This is a genomic window from Rhodanobacter aciditrophus (assembly GCF_050026795.1).
GTDB lineage: Bacteria > Pseudomonadota > Gammaproteobacteria > Xanthomonadales > Rhodanobacteraceae > Rhodanobacter_A.
In genome coordinates, this window is the sequence record NZ_JALBWP010000011.1 from 705,585 (window position 1) to 723,283 (window position 17,699).

The 17,699-nt window shown below is 71.0% G+C and carries 17 protein-coding genes; 13 read left to right on the forward strand and 4 right to left on the reverse strand.

Annotation, left to right across the window (positions count from 1 at the left end; genetic code table 11):
* The first annotated feature begins 75 nt into the window (after positions 1-75).
* The 4 genes from leuS (at position 76) to nadD (ending at position 5,293) form a co-directional block, all read left to right on the forward strand.
* The gene (gene leuS / locus ACQGNW_RS12025; RefSeq protein ID WP_426663417.1) at positions 76-2,706 is read left to right on the forward strand and encodes a leucine--tRNA ligase; all 2,631 of its coding nucleotides are present in this window, start codon (positions 76-78) and stop codon (positions 2,704-2,706) included.
* A gap of 5 nt (positions 2,707-2,711) precedes the next feature.
* Positions 2,712-3,248: an LPS-assembly lipoprotein LptE gene (locus ACQGNW_RS12030; protein ID WP_426663418.1), complete on the forward strand. Its 537-nt coding sequence runs from the start codon at positions 2,712-2,714 to the stop codon at positions 3,246-3,248.
* A complete protein-coding gene (gene holA / locus ACQGNW_RS12035; RefSeq protein WP_426663419.1) occupies positions 3,248-4,264 on the forward strand; it encodes a DNA polymerase III subunit delta in 1,017 nt (338 codons plus the stop codon). The genes ACQGNW_RS12030 and holA overlap by 1 nt, the downstream gene beginning before the upstream one ends.
* Before the next feature lie 390 nt (positions 4,265-4,654).
* Positions 4,655-5,293 (forward strand): nicotinate-nucleotide adenylyltransferase, encoded by a 639-nt coding sequence (gene nadD / locus ACQGNW_RS12040; RefSeq protein WP_426663420.1) that lies wholly within the window; start codon positions 4,655-4,657, stop codon positions 5,291-5,293.
* Between the two features lie 910 nt (positions 5,294-6,203).
* Here nadD and msrB read toward each other — a convergent pair.
* Positions 6,204-6,821, reverse strand: a complete 618-nt coding sequence (gene msrB / locus ACQGNW_RS12045; protein WP_426663421.1) for a peptide-methionine (R)-S-oxide reductase MsrB — start codon at positions 6,819-6,821, stop codon at positions 6,204-6,206.
* A gap of 117 nt (positions 6,822-6,938) precedes the next feature.
* The gene (locus tag ACQGNW_RS12050) at positions 6,939-8,666 is read right to left on the reverse strand and encodes a cytochrome c biogenesis protein DipZ (RefSeq protein WP_426663422.1); all 1,728 of its coding nucleotides are present in this window, start codon (positions 8,664-8,666) and stop codon (positions 6,939-6,941) included.
* Positions 8,667-8,938: 272 nt separating this feature from the next.
* Here ACQGNW_RS12050 and ACQGNW_RS12055 point away from each other — a divergent pair, with 272 nt between their 5' ends.
* The 7 genes from ACQGNW_RS12055 to ACQGNW_RS12085 all read left to right on the forward strand — a co-directional run bounded on the left by ACQGNW_RS12055 (position 8,939) and on the right by ACQGNW_RS12085 (position 13,799).
* Positions 8,939-9,463, forward strand: coding sequence for an RNA polymerase sigma factor (locus tag ACQGNW_RS12055; RefSeq protein ID WP_426663655.1), 525 nt, complete (start codon positions 8,939-8,941; stop codon positions 9,461-9,463).
* Between the two features lie 5 nt (positions 9,464-9,468).
* The gene (locus ACQGNW_RS12060) at positions 9,469-10,119 is read left to right on the forward strand and encodes an NrsF family protein (RefSeq protein WP_426663423.1); all 651 of its coding nucleotides are present in this window, start codon (positions 9,469-9,471) and stop codon (positions 10,117-10,119) included.
* 263 nt (positions 10,120-10,382) lie between these two features.
* A complete protein-coding gene (locus tag ACQGNW_RS12065) occupies positions 10,383-11,465 on the forward strand; it encodes an NAD(P)H-dependent flavin oxidoreductase (protein ID WP_426663425.1) in 1,083 nt (360 codons plus the stop codon).
* Between the two features lie 76 nt (positions 11,466-11,541).
* Positions 11,542-11,928 carry a ribosome silencing factor gene (gene rsfS / locus ACQGNW_RS12070; protein WP_426663426.1) on the forward strand — a complete coding sequence of 129 codons (387 nt, stop codon included), beginning with the start codon at positions 11,542-11,544 and terminating at the stop codon, positions 11,926-11,928.
* A gap of 244 nt (positions 11,929-12,172) precedes the next feature.
* Positions 12,173-12,643 carry a 23S rRNA (pseudouridine(1915)-N(3))-methyltransferase RlmH gene (gene rlmH, locus ACQGNW_RS12075; protein ID WP_426663427.1) on the forward strand — a complete coding sequence of 157 codons (471 nt, stop codon included), beginning with the start codon at positions 12,173-12,175 and terminating at the stop codon, positions 12,641-12,643.
* 126 nt (positions 12,644-12,769) lie between these two features.
* Entirely contained in the window at positions 12,770-13,219 is a 450-nt protein-coding gene (locus ACQGNW_RS12080; RefSeq protein WP_426663428.1) for a GNAT family N-acetyltransferase, read from the forward strand.
* Positions 13,220-13,229: 10 nt separating this feature from the next.
* Positions 13,230-13,799: a Maf family protein gene (locus tag ACQGNW_RS12085; RefSeq protein ID WP_426663429.1), complete on the forward strand. Its 570-nt coding sequence runs from the start codon at positions 13,230-13,232 to the stop codon at positions 13,797-13,799.
* Positions 13,800-13,803: 4 nt separating this feature from the next.
* Here the strand turns inward: ACQGNW_RS12085 and ACQGNW_RS12090 are convergent, their stop codons facing one another.
* Positions 13,804-14,598: a CPBP family intramembrane glutamic endopeptidase gene (locus ACQGNW_RS12090; protein ID WP_426663430.1), complete on the reverse strand. Its 795-nt coding sequence runs from the start codon at positions 14,596-14,598 to the stop codon at positions 13,804-13,806.
* A 200-nt stretch (positions 14,599-14,798) separates the two neighbouring features.
* Between ACQGNW_RS12090 and ACQGNW_RS12095 the strand changes: the two genes are divergently transcribed.
* Together ACQGNW_RS12095 and ACQGNW_RS12100 are read left to right on the forward strand one after the other, a co-directional pair.
* Complete coding sequence (locus ACQGNW_RS12095) at positions 14,799-15,569, forward strand: class I SAM-dependent methyltransferase (protein WP_426663431.1); 771 nt, start codon at positions 14,799-14,801, stop codon at positions 15,567-15,569.
* Positions 15,570-15,655: 86 nt separating this feature from the next.
* Positions 15,656-17,212: a TerC family protein gene (locus ACQGNW_RS12100; protein ID WP_426663432.1), complete on the forward strand. Its 1,557-nt coding sequence runs from the start codon at positions 15,656-15,658 to the stop codon at positions 17,210-17,212.
* Here ACQGNW_RS12100 and ACQGNW_RS12105 read toward each other — a convergent pair.
* On the reverse strand, positions 17,209-17,604 hold the full coding sequence (locus ACQGNW_RS12105; RefSeq protein WP_426663433.1) for an MAPEG family protein: 396 nt from the start codon (positions 17,602-17,604) through the stop codon (positions 17,209-17,211). The genes ACQGNW_RS12100 and ACQGNW_RS12105 overlap by 4 nt on opposite strands.
* Positions 17,605-17,699: the final 95 nt, after the last annotated feature.

A 17,699-nucleotide genomic window follows, 5' to 3' on the forward strand; every position in this document is an offset into this window, starting at 1 on the left:
TGCTAATCTGACCCGTTCTCCCGGCAGCCCGAAGCCCAGCGTCGGGCTGCCCGCAAAGACCACGGCTACGGAACCATGCAAGACACCCACGATCCCAGCAAGACCGAGCAGGACTACCAGCCGCAGGCGGTGGAAGCGGCCGCGCAGCGGTACTGGAGCGCACAGCGCGCCTACGAGGTGAAGGAAGAACCGGGCAGGCCGAAGTTCTACTGCCTCTCGATGCTGCCGTATCCGTCCGGCGCGCTGCACATGGGCCACGTGCGCAACTACACCATCGGCGACGTGATCAGCCGCTTCCAGCGCATGCAGGGCAGGAACGTGCTGCAGCCGATGGGCTGGGACGCGTTCGGATTGCCGGCCGAGAACGCCGCGATCAAGAACAGGACCGCGCCGGCGAAGTGGACCTACGCCAACATCGAGCACATGCGCGGCCAGCTGAAGTCGCTGGGCTACGCGATCGACTGGTCGCGCGAGTTCGCCACCTGCAAGCCCGACTACTACGTGCACGAGCAGCGGATGTTCGTGCGGCTGATGAAGAAGGGCCTCGCCTACCGCAGGAACAGCGTGGTGAACTGGGACCCGGTCGACCAGACCGTGCTGGCCAACGAGCAGGTGATCGACGGCCGCGGCTGGCGCACCGGCGCGCTGGTGGAGAAGCGCGAGATCCCGCAGTGGTTCCTGAAGATCACCGACTACGCGCAGGAGCTGCTCGACGGCCTGGACACGCTGCCCGGCTGGCCGGACGCGGTGAAGACCATGCAGCGCAACTGGATCGGCCGCAGCGAGGGGCTGGAGATCCACTTCGCGGTGGACGGGGAGAGCGAGCCGCTCACCGTGTTCACCACGCGGCCCGACACGCTGATGGGCGTCACCTTCGTCTCCATCGCCGGCGAGCATCCGCTGGCGCTGAAGGCGGCGGCGGGCAACCCGCAGCTCGCCGGCTTCCTCGACGAGCTGAAGCATGGCGGCGTTTCCGAGGCCGAGCTGGAGACGCAGGAAAAGCGCGGCATGGCCACCGGCCTGTTCGCGATCCACCCGGTCACCGGCGAGAAGCTGCCGGTGTGGGTGGCCAACTTCGTGCTGATGGGCTATGGCACCGGCGCGGTGATGGCGGTGCCGGGCCACGACGAGCGCGACTTCGAGTTCGCCACGAAGTACGGCCTGCCGATCAAGCAGGTGATCGCGATCGAGGGCGGGAGCTACGACCCGTCGCGCTGGCAGGACTGGTACTCGGACAAGACCCGCGAGGACATGCGCGTGGTCAACTCCGGCGCGCTCGACGGCAGGAACTATCGCGAGGCGTTCGACGCCATCGCCGCCATCCTGGAAAAGGACGGCAAGGGCCAGCGCCGCGTCAACTACCGCCTGCGCGACTGGGGCGTGAGCCGCCAGCGCTACTGGGGCTGCCCGATCCCGGTGATCCGCTGCCCGCACTGCGGCGACGTGCCGGTGCCGGAAGACCAGCTGCCGGTGCGGCTGCCGGAAGACGTGGCGTTCTCCGGCGTGCAGTCGCCGATCAAGGCCGACCCGGCATGGCGCCAGACCACCTGCCCCGGGTGTGGCGGCGCGGCCGAGCGCGAGACCGACACCTTCGACACCTTCATGGAGTCGAGCTGGTACTACGCGCGCTACACCTCGCCGGGCGCAGACGCGCAGGTGGACGGGCGCGCCGACTACTGGCTGCCCGTGGACCAGTACATCGGCGGCATCGAGCACGCGATCCTGCATCTGCTGTACTTCCGCTTCTATCACAAGCTGATGCGCGACGCCGGCCTGGTGCGGTCGGACGAGCCGGCGACAAACCTGCTGTGCCAGGGCATGGTGATCGCCGAGACGTTCTACCGCGACAACGCCGACGGCTCGAAGGACTGGATCAATCCCGCCGACGTGGAGATCCAGCGCGACGACAAGGCGCGCGTGGTCGGTGCGTTGCTCAAGGCCGACGGCCAGCCGGTGCAGATCGGCGGCACCGAGAAGATGTCGAAGTCCAAGAACAACGGCGTCGATCCGCAGGCGATGGTGGACAAGTACGGCGCCGACACGGTGCGCCTGTTCTCGATGTTCGCCGCGCCGCCCGAGCAGTCGCTGGAGTGGAACGAGGCCGGCGTCGAAGGCATGGCGCGCTTCCTCCGCCGCTTCTGGCGCGAGGTGGTCACGCATGCCGCGCAGCCGGATCACCCGGTGGTCGATCCGTCGCAGCTCGACGCCGGGCAGAAGACGCTGCGCCGCCAGCTGCACGAAACCATCCAGAAGGTGGGCGACGACTTCGGCCGCCGCCATTCCTTCAACACCGCGATTGCCGCCTTGATGGAGCTGCTGAACGCGGTGGGCAGGTTCGCGGACATGAGCGAGCAGGGCCGCGCGGTGCGCCACGAGGCGCTGGAATCCATGGTGCTGCTGCTGAATCCGGTGGTGCCGCACGTCAGCCACCATCTGTGGCAGGTGCTGGGTCACGCCGAGACCGTGCTGGAGGACCAGCCCTGGCCGACGGTGGACGAAAACGCGCTGGTGCGCGACAGTCTCACGCTCGCGGTGCAGGTCAACGGCAAGCTGCGCGGCACCATCGAGGTGCCGGCGAATGCGGGCAGGGAGGAGGCCGAAGCGCTGGCGCTGGCGCAGCCGCAGGTGGCCGCGTTCCTCAGGGAGCTCACCGTGCGCAAGGTGATCGTGGTACCCGGCAAGATCGTCAACATCGTCGCAGGATGAAAGCCATGAACCGCATGCTCCGTGTCGCGCTGCCGCTCGTCGCCGCCCTCGCGCTCAGCGCCTGCGGCTTCCACCTGCGCCGCAGCGCGGCGCTGCCGCCGTCGATGAGCCAGGTGCATCTCACCGTCTCGGGCGGCGGCGACCTGGAGCGCGGGCTGACCCGCGCGCTGGAGAACGCCAACGTCACGGTCGAGGACGACGCGGGCCCCGGCATCGCCGAACTGCGCGTGCCGGTGGCCTCGTTCGGCACCCAGTCGCTCACGCAGGGCGGCTACGTGCGCATCACCGAGTACGCGGTGAACTACAACGTGGAGTTCGATGTCACCGGCGCCGACGGCAAGGTCCTGCTGCCGCACCAGCGCATCAGCATGCAGCGGGAATACAGCTACGACTCCACCGACACCGTGGGCAACGCCTCGCAGGTGCAGCAGATCCAGCGCAGCCTGGTCGACGACATGGTGCAGGCGATCATGTTCCGCCTGGAGGCCGCCGGCCGCCACGCGCAGGAAACCCCGGCGCCGGCAGGTACCGGCGGGCACTGATGCCGCTCGCTCCCGCCCAATGGCAGAAGGCGCTCGCCGGGGACCACCTGGCGCCGGCCTACCTGCTCGCGGGCGAGGAGCTGCTGGTGCTGGAGGCTGCCGACGCGCTGCGCGCGCAGGCCAAGCGGCTCGGTTACGCCGAGCGCGAAGTGCTCGAGGCGGGCCAGCATTTCGACTGGGACGACCTGGCCCGCGCCGCCGCCGGCATGTCGCTGTTCGCCACGCGCCGCCTGCTCGACCTGCGCCTGCCCACCGGGCGGCCCGGCGTGGATGGCGCCAAGGCGATCACCGAGTTCTGCGCCAATCCGCCGCCCGACGTCACCCTGCTGATCACCGCGATGGAATGGAGCAGCAAGCACGACGGCGCCTGGAGCAAGAAGCTGGATGCGGCCGGCATCATGGTGGTGTTCAACGCGCCCAGGCCCAACGAATGGGCGGCGTGGATCGGTGCGCGGCTCGCCTCGCGCGGCCTCGCCGCCACGCCGGATGCCGCGGCCCTGCTGGCAGAGCGCGTGGAAGGCAACCTGCTCGCGGCCGCCCAGGAAGTGGACAAGCTTGCCGTGCTGCGCGCGGGTGACGCCACGCGCATCGACGCCGATGCGATGGAAAGCCTGGTCGCCGACAGCGCCCGCTACGACGTGTTCAAGCTCACCGACGCCGCACTGGCAGGCGAGGGCGCCCGTGCGCTGCGCATCCTCGCGGGCCTGCGCGCCGAGGGCGACGAGCTGATCGCCATGATGGGCTGGCTGGTGAACCAGCTGCAGCTGGCATTGCGCCTCGCCAACGCGCAGGACCTTGCCGCGCAGGCGCGCGCCGAGCGCCTGTGGCCGGCGCGCGAGCAGCTGTTCCGCAAGGCGCTGCGGCGGGCGCCACGCGAGCACTGGCTGGATTGCCTGGCGCGGGCTTCGCGCATCGACCGCATCGCCAAGGGGCGCGAGCAGGGCGAACCCTGGCGCGAGGCCGAGCGCCTGATCGCGGCGATCGCCGAGCCGCGGGCAGCGCGGGCGCTGGCATGAGATTCGTCTCGCAAGCTTTTCTCCCTCTCCCCTTTGGGGAGAGGGTTGGGGTGAGGGGCGAGTGCTCGCGACAGCCTTTCGGTTCCGCGACCAGGCTCGCCTGCGGCGGGCTTTCGGACGCCTGCCGGCGCCCGAGCCACCTTTCTTTGCTGGCCCACGCCACCGCCCGGAGCGGTGGCGAACGGCGCAGCCGGCCCGAAGGGCGGAGGGCTGGACGCCCGGAGTCAAGAGAAGTAGCCAAGAGAAATGGCCTGGTTCAATCCGCCGACCATGCAAGCCAGAAATGCCGAGGGCTTCGGAACACTCCCGCCTACGCGATAGACGGTGCTGCCACATCGCGCCGTATCTGGAAACAGGGGTGATTGCAGCGTCGACATTGGAGGTGTGGCTATGACCACGCGCCCCCTCGCCATCTTCGGCGGCACCTTCGATCCCATCCACATCGGCCACCTCACCGTGGCGTGGGAGGCGGCGGAGCTGCTGGACGCAGAGGTACGGCTGATGCCGGCCAACGTGCCGCCGCACCGGCCGGCGCCGCTGGCTTCGCCCGCCGAGCGGGTGGCGATGCTGTGTGCGGCGCTGGCCGGGCAGTCGCGGCTGGTGCTGGATGCGCGCGAGCTGGAGCGTGACGGGCCGTCGTACACCATCGACACCTTGCGCGAACTGCGTGCGGAGCAGGGCGAACGGCCGTTGGTGCTGCTGCTTGGCGCTGATGCCTTTGCGGGACTGCCGACGTGGAATCGCTGGCGCGAACTGTTCGACTTCGCCCACATCGGCGTGCTGAGCCGGCCCGGCGTGGAGGTCACGCTCCCGGATTCGCTGGTGGCGGAAATCGCCGCGCGCCGCGTCGATGATGTGGCGGCATTGCGTGCCGCGCCCTGCGGCAGGCTGGTCGAACTTGCCGTGACGCCGCTGGAAATTTCCGCCACGCGCATCCGCGAGCTGCTCGCGGCGGGACGCGATCCGCGCTATCTGCTGCCGGCGGGATTGTTCGACGATCCGGTGCTGTTGGCTCCCTATCGCCGCTGAAGCGGTTTCGCTTGCCCGCTGACCCGAGTGACTTCGTTCCTTGTCCGTTCGTTGTTGCGCTTGGTGCAGGGGACAGGGCGGTTTCGAGCGCCTGCCGCGAGGGACAAAGCGGTTTCGAGCGCCTGCCGCCAGGAACAAGGTGGTTTCGTCCACCTGCCGGTGGCCGAGTGACTTTCTCTTTGCGTGGCCAAAGAGAAAGTCGCCAAAGAGAAAGGCCACCCCGGGGCGGCGCTCTCCGGGCATCCTGCCCTGCGAGTGCGTGAGGCGGGGCCGGGCTTTTCGAGCGGGCTCCTGCCCGCGCGAAAAGGCATCGCCTTCCATGGCGATGCCCGCTGCGCGGCCTCATCGTCCCCGCCTCGCCGCCGCCCAGGGGCCCCTGGAGAAGCAGCGCGCTCCCGGCGCGCAGAAGCAACCGCAAAACCAGAGCGAAGCGAAAGCGAGGCCAGAACAAAGCCAAAGCGGCGCGAAACGCCGCGAGGCTTTGTCCCCTCGGTTCCCGGATACGTCGCGACGTGGCCGCTCCGTCTATCGCATAGGCGGGAGTGGCTCCAAAGCCCTCGACACGCCGGGCTTGTATTCCCGGCGGATCGAACCAGGCCATTTCTCTTGGCTACTTCTCTTGACTCCGGGCGTCCAGCCCTCCGCCCTTCGGGTCGGCTGCGCCGTTCGCCGCCGCTCCTGCGGCGGCGTGGGCCAGCGAGGTAACTCGGGCGCCGGCAGGCGCTCGAAACCGCCTTGTTCCTGGCGGCAGGTGCACGAAACCGCCCTGTTCCTAGCGACAGGTGCTAGAACCCGCGCTGCATCCCGCGCAAACGCCCAACAACGAACAGACGAAGCCAGCCATCCGCGACCAGGCAGAACCCGAGGCAACGCCCGGCGCGACCACGTGCTGCCCGCGGCGGCCTCGACGTCACCCGGTCCGCGCCACGAACCTCAACGCCACCGAATTCATGCAATAGCGCAATCCCGTCGGCCGCGGGCCGTCGTCAAACACGTGGCCGAGGTGGCTGTCGCAGCCGGCGCAGCTGATCGCGATGCGTTCCATGCCGAAGCTGTCGTCGCGGGTCTCGATCACGTTCCGTTTCGCGATGGGCTCCCAGAAGCTGGGCCAGCCGGTGCCGGAGTCGAATTCGGTGGCGGCGTCGTAGAGCGCGGTGGCGCAGGCCACGCAGCGGAAGATGCCGGGGTGCGCGGGGCGTTCGTGCGGGCCGCTGAAGGCGCGCTCGGTGCCGTCGCGGCGCATCACCTCGAAGGCCAGCGGCGACAGGCGCGCCCGCCACTCCGCATCGCTGAGCACCAGCCGGTGCACGCGGCAGGGGCCGAGATCGCGGCCGTCGTCGGCATAGCACTCCAGCAGCACGTCGCCGGGCGGGGTATGGACCAGCGCGGGCACGCCACCTTCGGCGCCGGCGGCGAGCAGGCGGGGCAGCGCGAAGCTGCCGCCCACCGCGAGCAGGGCGCCGCCGCTCAGCGCGGCGCGCAGGAAGCGGCGGCGGTCCATCGCGAGGGTTTCGTCGATGCGGGACATGGGAATCTCCTTGGCGCGAATGGAGGGTTCCGGTAGGAGCGCACCCTGTGCGCGATGGCTTTTGGGAAACGTGGCGAAGAGCATTCGCGCACAGGGTGCGCTCCTACCGGATGCAGCTCAGCCGAACGTGAACGCATAGGCGCGCACGCCGGGATCGAGGAAGGTGATGGTGAAGGTGCGCTCGCCGTTGCCGTGGGCCTGGCGCACCAGCTGGTACAGGCGCTGCGCGGTGACCGTGCCGTTGCCGGCGGCGTCGGTGTCCATGCCGTGGTCGGCGCCGGGCGCCTGGCCATCCAGGGTGATGCGGAAGCGCACCGGCTTGCCGTCGCTGCCGGGACCCAGCACCAGGTGCAGGTCGCGGCCGCGGAAGCGGTAGGTGATGCTGCCGTTCGCGGTGTCGAGCGCGGCATCCTGCGCGTGCACGGTCCAGCGGCCGGCGAGTCCCCACTGGTTGGAGGCCAGCGTGGCGGGCGTGCGATAGGCGAACGCGTCGTCGTGCGCGACCTGGCCGCTGGCGAAGTTGTCGGCGCGCGCATAGCCCACGTAGGTTTCCGGCGAGCGGTTGTGGTCGCCAGAGCTCGCCGCCTCGGCACCCTTGGCGCCAGGCTGCACGTAGCCGCCCGGCAGATCCTTGTAGCCGGCTTCGGTGAGCAGCCGGCGGATCGTGTCCTCGCCTTCGGCATAGCCGCCTTCGCCGAAATAGTGGTGGCGGATGCGGCCCTGCGCGTCGATGAAGTAGTCCGCGGGCCAGTACTCGTTGTTGAAGCCCTGCCAGATGGCGTAGTCCGAATCCAGTGCCACCGGGTAGCGCACGCCCAGCCGCCGCACCGCCGCGGCCACGTTGGCCGGGTCCTTCTCGAACGCGAATTCGGGCGAGTGCACGCCGACCACCACCAGGCCGTGGTCTTTGTACTTGTCGTACCAGGCTTCGACGTAGGGCAGCGAGCGCAGGCAGTTGATGCAGGAGTAGGTCCAGAAATCCACCAGCACCACCTTGCCGTGCAGCGCGGCAGGCGTGAGCGGAGCGCTGTTGAGCCAGCCGGTGGCGCCGGCCAGCGACGGCAGCGTGCCCTCCACCGGCAGGGCCTCGCCGGGCTTCGGCGCCGGCGCCGCCACCGCGGCGGGCATCGGGCGCACGGCGTCGATCAGCTTCTGCTCGATGCCGTTGCTGCCGGCCAGCGAGACGCGGGTGAGCAGGCCGGTATCCACGCCCGAGGCGATGGCGGCGACGCCGGCCAGCACCAGCACGCCCAGCGCGCGGCGCACCCACTGGCCCGCACCCAGCGAGCGCTTCATCAAGCCGAACACCTTGCCGCCGACCGCCAGCGCCAGCGCCAGCGAGGTGGCCGCGCCCAGCGCATAGGTGAGCAGCAGCAGGGTGGTGGTGACGCTGGCGCCCTTGAGCGCGGCGCCGGTCAGCAGCAGGCCGAGGATCGGCCCCGCGCACGGCGCCCACAGCAGGCCGGTGGCGACGCCCAGGCCTACCGCGCCCCAGGCCGATCCGCCATCGCCTTCGGTGCGCTGCGACAGCCGGTTGCCCAGCGCCACGAACGGGCGCGTCAGCCATTCGGCGACGTGCGAGGAGAGCAGGGTGAGGCCGAGCAGGGCCAGCACCACCAGCGCCACGGCGCGGCCGTACTGGTTCGCGTGCACCGCCCAGCCGCCGCCCACTGCCGCCAGCGTGGCGACCAGCGCGAAGGTGGCCGCCATGCCGAGCAGCATCGGCAGGCCGCTCTTCAGGAACGGACGGTCGGCGCGGGCGAACACGAAGGGCAGCACCGGCAGGATGCAGGGGCTGAGGATGGTGAGTACGCCGCCGAGGTAGGCGAGGATCAGCAGGAACATGGTGGGCGGTTCCGGGTTGGGGTGTGCTGGTGATTCGCCGCCATCGTGCCTGCGGTTACATGGTCCCGGCGATTGCGCCGACGCGAGGTAACCGCAGCGGCGGATACGACGAATCGCCCAGTGACACCCATGGCACGGAGCGAATGCGCTTGACCGCCGGCGGCAGCTTGGTACTAGATGGCGGTCTCGTCCCGTTGATGGATCGCCGCGCCGCCGTGTCCGCCGAACCCGCCAGCACAAGCGACCAGGTCGACCGGCAGCGCGCCGCGTGGATGGCCGCCGCGCAGGCGGGCGATCGCCGTGCCTACGAACGCGTGCTGGCGGATTCGGTGGCGCTGATCCGCGCGGTGGCGCGGCGCCACGGCGTGGCGACGGATGCGCTGGACGACGTGGTGCAGGAGACCTTGCTCACCGTGCATCGCGTGCGCCACACCTACGATCCGGCGCGCTCCTACGACGCCTGGCTGAGCGCGATCGCCGGGCGCCGCGCGATCGACGCGCTGCGCAGCCACGGCCGCCGCGATCGCCGCGAGCTGCACGACGAGTTCGCGCTGGATCAGCACCCGGACCGCGACGACGCCAGCATGGACGCCGAACGCCGCCAGCAGGCGCGGCGCCTGCGCGAGGCGATCGCGCAGTTGCCGCCCGGCCAGCGCGAGGCGGTGGAACAGCTCGGCCTGCGCGAACAGTCGCTGGCGGAGGCCGCCGCGCAGACCGGCCGCAACGCCGGCGCGCTGAAAGTGAACCTGCACCGCGCCCTGAAGGCCTTGCGCGGCCGCCTGCACGGAGACGATTGAGCGCCATGTCCGAACCACGTCACCAGGCCCTGATCGACGCGCTCGGTGCCGAGCTGGTGCCGGTGCGGCGCCTGCCGCCGCCATGGTTGCGCACGCTGGGCTGGCTGGCCCTGGTGGCCGTGTTCGCGGTGCTGCTGTTCGCGCGCTACGGCGATGCGCCCATGCTGCGCCGCTGGGCCGGCGCGCCGGATCTCGCCTGGGCTGCGCTGGGCGCGGTGTTCACCGCGATCACCGCGGCCTGGGCCGCGTTCGCGCTGGCTGTGCCGGGGCGCAGCCGCGCCTGGGCCTGGCTGCCGCTGCCGTCCGCGCTGCTGTGGGTAGCCGCCAGCGGCCTGGGGTGCCTGCGCACCTGGCTGGCGCCCGACACCAGCGTCGCCACGCTGCACCAGTCCGCCGACTGCCTCGTCTTCATCATCGCCTTCTCGATCCCGCTGTCGGCCCTGCTGGTGTGGCTGCTGCGCCGCGCCTGCCCACTGCGCCCGCTGCTCACCGCGCTGCAGGTGGGGCTCGCCAGCGCCGCCGCCTCGGCCAGCCTGCTGGAGATCTGCCACGCCGTCGACGCGGCCGCCACCGACTTGCTTACGCATGCGCTGGCGGTGCTGATCGTGATCGGGGCGAACGCGGCGATGGGCGGCAGGTTGCTGTCGCGGCGCTGAGGCGGGCGCTGCCGCGGGTGCGGCGAAACCCGTGGATGGAGGTGGCGTGCGGGAGGCGGCGCCGGCGTGCGAGGCCATGCAGCCCCCGGATGCGGTGCAGGGCGCCATGCGCGGGGACGTCGCGACGATGAAGCGGGGCGCCGGCGACACGGCGAGACGGTTGACGTGATCGCGGCGTGGCGATGGTGTCCGCGCTGCTGCCTTTCATGCCGCATGGACGTGCCGGATCGATAATGCGGCGGTTCCCCCGCCATGGATCGCGTATGTCCTCTTTCGCACAGCGGCTCGGCATCGAATGCCCCCTGGTCCAGGCGCCGATGGCGGGTGCCACCACGCCGGAACTGGTCGCCGCGGTATCGAACGCCGGCGGCCTGGGTTCGCTGGGCGCGGGCTATACCGAGCCGCAGGCGATCCTCGACCAGGTGGCGCGGGTCCGCGCACTCACCGGGCGCCCGTTCGCGCTGAACCTGTTCGTGCTGCCCGACGAGGTGGTGCCCGACATGGCCGCGGTGGCGCGGGCGCGGGCGCGCCTCGATGCGCTGATGGAGCGCGAAGGCCTGGCCGTGCGCACCAGCGTGCCGGCACGCTGGGCGCCGCGCTTCTCCGAGCAGTTCGCTGCGTTGTGCGAGGCGCGGCCCGCCGTGGCCAGCTTCGCCTTCGACCTGCCCTCGCCGGCGCAGATGCAGGAGCTGCGGCGCCGCGACATCTACGTGATCGGTACCGCCACCACGGCGGCGGAGGCACGCGCCTGGGCCGAGCACGGCGCCGATGCGGTGTGCGTGCAGGGCGCCGAGGCAGGTGGCCATCGCGGCGGTTTCCTGCACCCGGGCGAGACGCCGCTGATCGGCCTGTTCGCGCTGATTCCGTTGGCGGTGGCCGCCGTCGCGGCCTGCGGCAGGGAGCTGCCGGTGATCGCCGCGGGCGGCATCATGGACGGCGCCGGCATGCTCGCCGCCGAGGTGCTGGGCGCGGCGGCCAGCCAGCTCGGCACGGCCTTCCTCGCCTGCCCGGAATCGTCCGCGGCGGAGGCGTGGAAGCGCGACCTGGCCGCGGCGGAAGATCATCGCGTGGCCACCATCCGCAGCTTCTCCGGCCGCGCCGCGCGCGGCCGGCGCAACCGCTACGTGGAGGCGATGGAAGACGTGGCGGGCGAGTTGCCGGCGTATCCGGTGCTCAACGCGCTTACCGCGCCGCTGCGGCGTGCGGCGGCTGCCGCCGGCCGGGCCGACCTCGTTTCCGAATGGTGCGGCCAGGCTGCCGCGCGGGTGCGCCCGCAGCCCGCCGCCGAGCTGGTGGCGCGGCTGATGCACGAGTACCGCCTGGCCCGGCGCGCGCTGGCGCATTGACTTGCGCCAACGCCGCGGGCGTTATACTGCCGCTGCGCCGCCACGGCGCGCGATTCCGCATCGAGGCTCCCCCATCTTGAGCACAAGCCGCAAGACCAAGTCCGACTCCACGGCCGAACTGCGCAAGGCGGTCGTCGCCGCACTGGAAGAACTGAAGGCCAAGGACATCCGCGAGATCGACGTGCGCGGCAAGACCTCCATCGCCGACCTGCTGGTGATCGCCTCCGGCACCTCCGCGCGCCACGTCAAATCCATCGCCGACGAAGTGGTGAAGTTCGCCAAGAAGGCGGGCGTGATGCCGCTGGGCGTGGAAGGCGAACAGGAAGCCGAATGGGTGCTGGTGGACCTGGGCGACGTGATCGTCCACGTGATGCTGCCGCGCATCCGCGAGTTCTACGGCCTGGAGCGGCTGTGGACGGTGGGCGACCGCGAACCGGACGTCGGCGCCGCGAGCGCGGGGTGAGCGTGTCGCTTTCTCCCTCTCCCCTCCGGGGAGAGGGCCGGGGTGAGGGGACAAGCTCGCGACATTCTGGCCGCCAAGCGACGCACTGCTTCGGTGTACGCCTTCGCAAGCCCCGCCCCTTCACCTCGATCCTCTCCTCGCTCCTCAGAGCGGCGGCCATCCATGGCCGCTCCCCGCGTGCCCCAAGGGGTAGAGGAAGCAGACGCGGGTGCCGCGCACCTGGTTTTGCTCTTGGACGGCGATGATGCGCGCGCGCATCATCGCCGTCGGCGAGCGCATGCCCGGCTGGGTGGCCGAAGGCTTCGCCGAATACCGCAAGCGCCTCTCGCACGAGTTGCCGCTGGAGCTGGTCGAACTGAAGCCCGGCACGCGCGGCAAGGGCCGCGACGACGCCAAGGCGATGCAGGACGAGGGCGCCGCGATCCTCGCGGCGCTGCCGCGCGACTGCCACGTCGTGGCGCTGGACGGGCGCGGCAAGGCCTGGTCCAGCGAGGAGCTGGCCGGGCAACTGGCGCAGTGGCGGATGGCCGGGCGCGAGCTCGCCTTCCTGATCGGCGGCCCCGACGGCCACGCGCCCGCGGTGCTGGCGCGCGCCGACCAGTGCTGGTCGCTGGGCCCGCTCACCCTGCCGCACATGCTGGTGCGGCTGGTGCTGGCCGAACAGCTCTATCGCGCCACGACCATCGTGGCAGGGCATCCCTACCATCGCGCCTGACCACGGCGGAAGCCGCCGTTCCAGCACTTGCACGCCCGCACGCGGGCAACACATGCTTGTGGCGTGCGCCCGCCTTGCGCGGTACCAGGCGCAGGCAACTGGCTTTGTGAAACCGGAGGAAGGTCCATGTCGTTCGAGATACGCCGCGCCACGTTCCACGACCTCGACGTGCTGGTGCCGCTGTTCGACGGCTATCGCCAGTTCTACGGCAAGCCATCCGACGAGGCCGGCGCGCGCGACTTCCTCACCGCGCGCCTGCGCCTCAACGAGTCGATGATCCTGCTGGCGCGCGACCGGCACGGCGCGGCGCCGGGCTTCACCCAGCTCTATCCGCTGTTTTCCTCGGTGCGCATGGTGCGCACCTGGCTGCTCAACGACCTGTTCGTGGCCGCTTCGGCGCGGCGGCAGGGCGTGGCGAAGGCCTTGCTGGAGGCCGCCGCCACGGAGGCCAGGAACCTGGGCGCGGCCAGCCTGTCGCTGTCCACCGCGCACGACAACCTCGCCGCGCAGGCGCTGTACGAATCGCTGGGCTGGCAGCGCGACACGCAGTTCCGCGAATACTCACTGACCCTCTGACGGACTGCGCATGCTCCATCTCGCCTCGCAGTCGCCGCGCCGCCGCGAGCTGCTGAACCAGCTCGGCGTGGATTTCCGCGTGGTCGACGTGGACGTGCCCGAGCATCGCGGCGCGCAGGAATCGCCGCGCGAATACGTGAGCCGGGTCGCCCGCGACAAGGCGCGGGCCGGACTCGTCGCGCTGGCCGGCGTTGCCGATGCCCGGGTGCTGGGTGCGGACACCGAGGTGGTGCTGGACGACGAGGTGTTCGGCAAGCCGCGCGACGCGTCCGATGCCGCGGCGATGCTGCGCCGCCTGTCCGGCCGCACGCACGCGGTGGTTTCGGTGGTGTGGCTGATCGACGCGCAGGGTGAGCGCAACGCCTGCTGCGTGTCGCGGGTGCGCTTCGCGGAACTGGACGAGGCTGCCATCGCCGCCTACGTCGCCACCGGCGAATCCTTCGGCAAGGCGGGCGCCTATGCGATCCAGGGCCGTGGCGCGGCGCTGGTCGAGCACCTGGAAGGCAGCTACTCGGGCGTGATGGGCCTGCCGCTGTTCGAGACTGCGAAGCTGCTGCGCGAGGCTGGCCCCGGCGACTGAACCGTCAGCCGGCGTGGTGCAGCGAGGCGAACAGCGCCAGCATCGCCAGCAGGTTGTTGCTGGCGTGGGCGATCACCGCCGGCCACAGCGAGCCCGAGCGCAGCCGCAACCAGGCCAGCACCACGCCCAGCAGCGCCAGGTTGGGTAGCGCGTACCACAGCCAGTGCAGGTCGGGCAGGTGCACCAGCGCGAACATCGTGGCGCTGGCCAGCATCGCCCAAACCGGGCGCAGGCGGCGCAGCAGGGCGGACAGCAGCACGCCGCGGAACAGCAGCTCCTCCACCAGCGGGCCGATGCTCGCCACTGCCAGCGTGAGCGCGATGCGGTAGCCGGCGCTGGCGCCGCCGCCCAGTTGTTTCACGTCCTGCGGCACGGCATGGCCGTGCGCCAGCAGCTCGGTGAGCTTGGCGCCGATCAGCGGCACCACCATGCCGAGCGCCACCGCAGCGATGCAGTACGCCGCCGCGGGCACGGCGAAGCCGAAGCCGGGCGGCGCGGCCTGCGACCACAACCGCGGCCAGCGCGCGCGCGCCGCCCACAGCGTGGCCAGCGCGGCGCCGGACAGGGTGAGGATCACCACGACACTGCTGATGTCCGGGCGCGTCATCAGCGCGCCCAAGCCCACCGCAGCGGTACCGTGCATGAGGCGATAGCCGAAGCCCAGCAGCAGCGCGGCCGCGAAACCCACGGCCACCTGCAGCACGAAGTACAGCGCGATCAGCCCCAGCGCGCCGCCGATGCCGGGTGGCGGGGGCCGATCGGCCGAGGCCGGCGGCAGGGTGTAGCGCAGTGCATCCATCGGACGAGAAACCCATGCGCCTGACGGACGAAAACGCCGGGGCGCGCGGCGCCGCACCCCGATGCCGCATCTTGGCGGCTTCCTGCGAGCCGGCGCAATACGCCATCCGGCATGGTCGTCGGTGTTACGCTCTGGCCCGCACTTGGGGGATTGCCGTCCGGCTGGCGACAAGACGCGGCTTGCGCTGCAGGGGAGGGGCAGTGGGCGAGGATTTCGTGCGCGGCGCCAGCGAGCGCCTGCGCCCGGTCACCGAGTTTCCCGAGGTCTTCTTCGAGCGGCTGCTGGCCGACGGCTGGGTGTGGCCGGGCTGCGCCGTGCTGGACCTGCATTGCGGCGGCAGCAATGTCGCGCGCAGCCTGGCGGCACGTGGCTGCGAACTCACCGGCATCGACCATTCCGCGCCGCTGCTGGCCCACGCCGCCGAACTCGACCGGCTCGCCGGAGTGACGGTGAAGCAGTGGCGGGCGCGGGTGGAGAACGCTGATTTTCCTGCCGCCTCGTTCGATGCGATCACCGCCGGGCAGTGCTGGCAGGCCTGCGAACGGCCGCGCACGCTCGCGCTGGCGCGTGGCTGGTTGCGCCCGGGCGGGCGCCTGCTGATCGCGCAATACGAGTGGCTGCCGCTGGCCGGCAACGTGGTGCAGGACAGCGAGCGGCTGATCCTGGGCTGCAACCCCGGCTGGACGGCGCACAGCGGCAGCGGCCTGCATCCGCTGTGGCTGAAGGAGGTGGCCGAGGCCGGCTTCGTCGACCTGCGCACCTGGTCGCTGGACCAGGAGGTGCCCTGCAGCCACGCCGCCTGGCGCAAGCGCGTGCGCGCCTGCCCGGCCGTGGCGACGCTCAGCGACGAGGCGCGCGTGCAACGCCTGGACGTGGAGCTGATGGCGCTGCTGGCCGAGCGGCATCCGAACGAGCCGATGGCCGTGCCCTACCGGCTGTGGGTGGTGAGCGCGGCGGCGCCCCCGGGCTGAACCGGGCAGCCGCACGGGGGCGCGCGGGCGCCTTGCTATAGTGGCCGGCCTTTCCAAGGAGGACGACGGCGCTGCGGCGCTTTCCCATGTTCGCATTCGACTGGCTGACCGATCCCGCGGCCTGGGCCGGTCTCCTCACCCTGGTGGTGCTGGAGATCGTGCTGGGCATCGACAATCTCGTCTTCGTCGCGATCCTCGCCGACAAGCTGCCCGCGCAGCAGCGCGACCGCGCCCGCCTGATGGGCCTGGGCCTCGCGCTGGTGATGCGCCTGCTGCTGCTGGCGGCGATGTCCTGGCTGGTGCGGCTGACCGCGCCGATCGTCGTCTGGCACGGCTTCTCGCTGTCGTGGCGCGACATCATCCTGCTGCTGGGCGGCGCCTTCCTGCTGTTCAAGGCCACCCTGGAGCTGCACGAGCGGCTGGAGGCCGGCGACGAGCGCGACGCGGGCGAGCGCGCCCGGGCACGCTTCTGGCTGGTGGTGGCGCAGATCGTGGCGCTCGACCTGGTGTTCTCGCTGGATTCGGTGATCACTGCGGTGGGCATGGTCGACCACCTCACGGTGATGATGGTCGCGGTGGTGGTCGCGATGATCCTGATGATCGGCGCCAGCAAGCCGCTCACCGTCTTCATCAACGAGCGGCCCACGGTGGTGATCCTGTGCCTGTCGTTCCTGCTGATGATCGGCTTCAGCCTGGTCGTCGAAGGCTTCGGTTTCCACATTCCGAAGGGGTACCTGTACGCCGCGATCAGCTTCTCGATCATGATCGAGGCGTTCAACCAGACCATGCGCCGCAATCGCCAGCGCAGCCTGTTCAGCAGCTCGCGCACGCTGCGCGACCGCACGGCCAAGGCGGTGCTGCGCCTGCTCGGTGCCGGTGGCGAGGACGAGGAGGACGTGCCGAAGGCTGCCGCAGTGGCGGCCGAGAGCGGCGGCGCGGTGTTCGGCAAGGACGAGCTGGCGATGGTGCAGGGCGTGCTCGACCTCGCCCACCGGCCGGTGCGCTCGATCATGACGCCGCGGCCGGAGATCAGCTGGATCGATCCGCGCGAGGATGCCGAAAAGCTGCGCGCCGAGGTCACCGCCTCCAGCCACCACTGGCTGCCGGTGGCCGGTGACGACCTCGACCAGTTGATCGGTGTGGCTACTTCGCGCGACCTGCTGGCCAGCCTGCTGGAACACGGCCGCATCGACATCGACAGCGTCGTGCGCAAGCCGATGAGCGTGCTGGAGTCGCTGAGCGTGCTGCGCCTGATCGACGAATTCCGTCGCGCGCCGCTGCAGGTGGCGCTGGTGGTGGACGAGTACGGCAGCGTGCTCGGCATGGTCACGCCGGCCGACGTGCTGGAGGTGATCGCCGGCGAGTTTCCGGACGAGGACAGCGGCGACCCCGCCGCGGTGCAGGAGAGCGACGGCAGTTGGCTGCTGGACGCCAGCCTCGACCTGCGCCGGGTGGAGCACCTGCTGCGCCACCGCCTGAGCAGCGACGACAGCTTCTCCAGCCTGGCGGGCTATGTGCTGCAACGGCTGGGCCGCTTGCCTGCACAGGGCGACCGTTTCGCCAGCGAGGGCCTGCAATTCGAGGTGGTGGCGATGGACGGCGCGCGCATCGGGCGCCTGCGCGTGCTGCCCGAGGGAGCCTAGGCGGCGAGCAGCGCGCGGCCCGCGCCGATGACGGCCAACACCAGTACGGCGATCCACGCCAGCGCGCCCAGCGTGAAGCCGCCTTCGCGCTTGCTGGCCTCCCTGAGGTAGGCCGCGGCGTACCAGGTGCGCCCGGCCACCCACACCAGCCCCGCGATGCCGGCCCAGCCGCCCAGGCCGTAGTGCGCGGCCAGCCACAGCAGCGGCAGGAACATCACCGCCGCCTCCAGCGTGTTCATCTGCACCCGGAACGCCCGTTCGAACGCGGGGTGACCGCTGGTGGCGGGTGCCTTGATGCCGTACTTCACCCGGGCGTGGCCCACCGCGAAGGCGGTGCCGGCCATCAGCAGCACCGTGAGCAGGGTGACCAGGGCAGGCAGTTGCTGGAGCATGGCGGGTCTCGTCCGGAGGGAGGCGCCTACTGTAGCGGTTTGGTCCGGCGGCGGGCGAGGCGCTATCGTCGCCACGGGCAGCGCAGAGGAGCGCA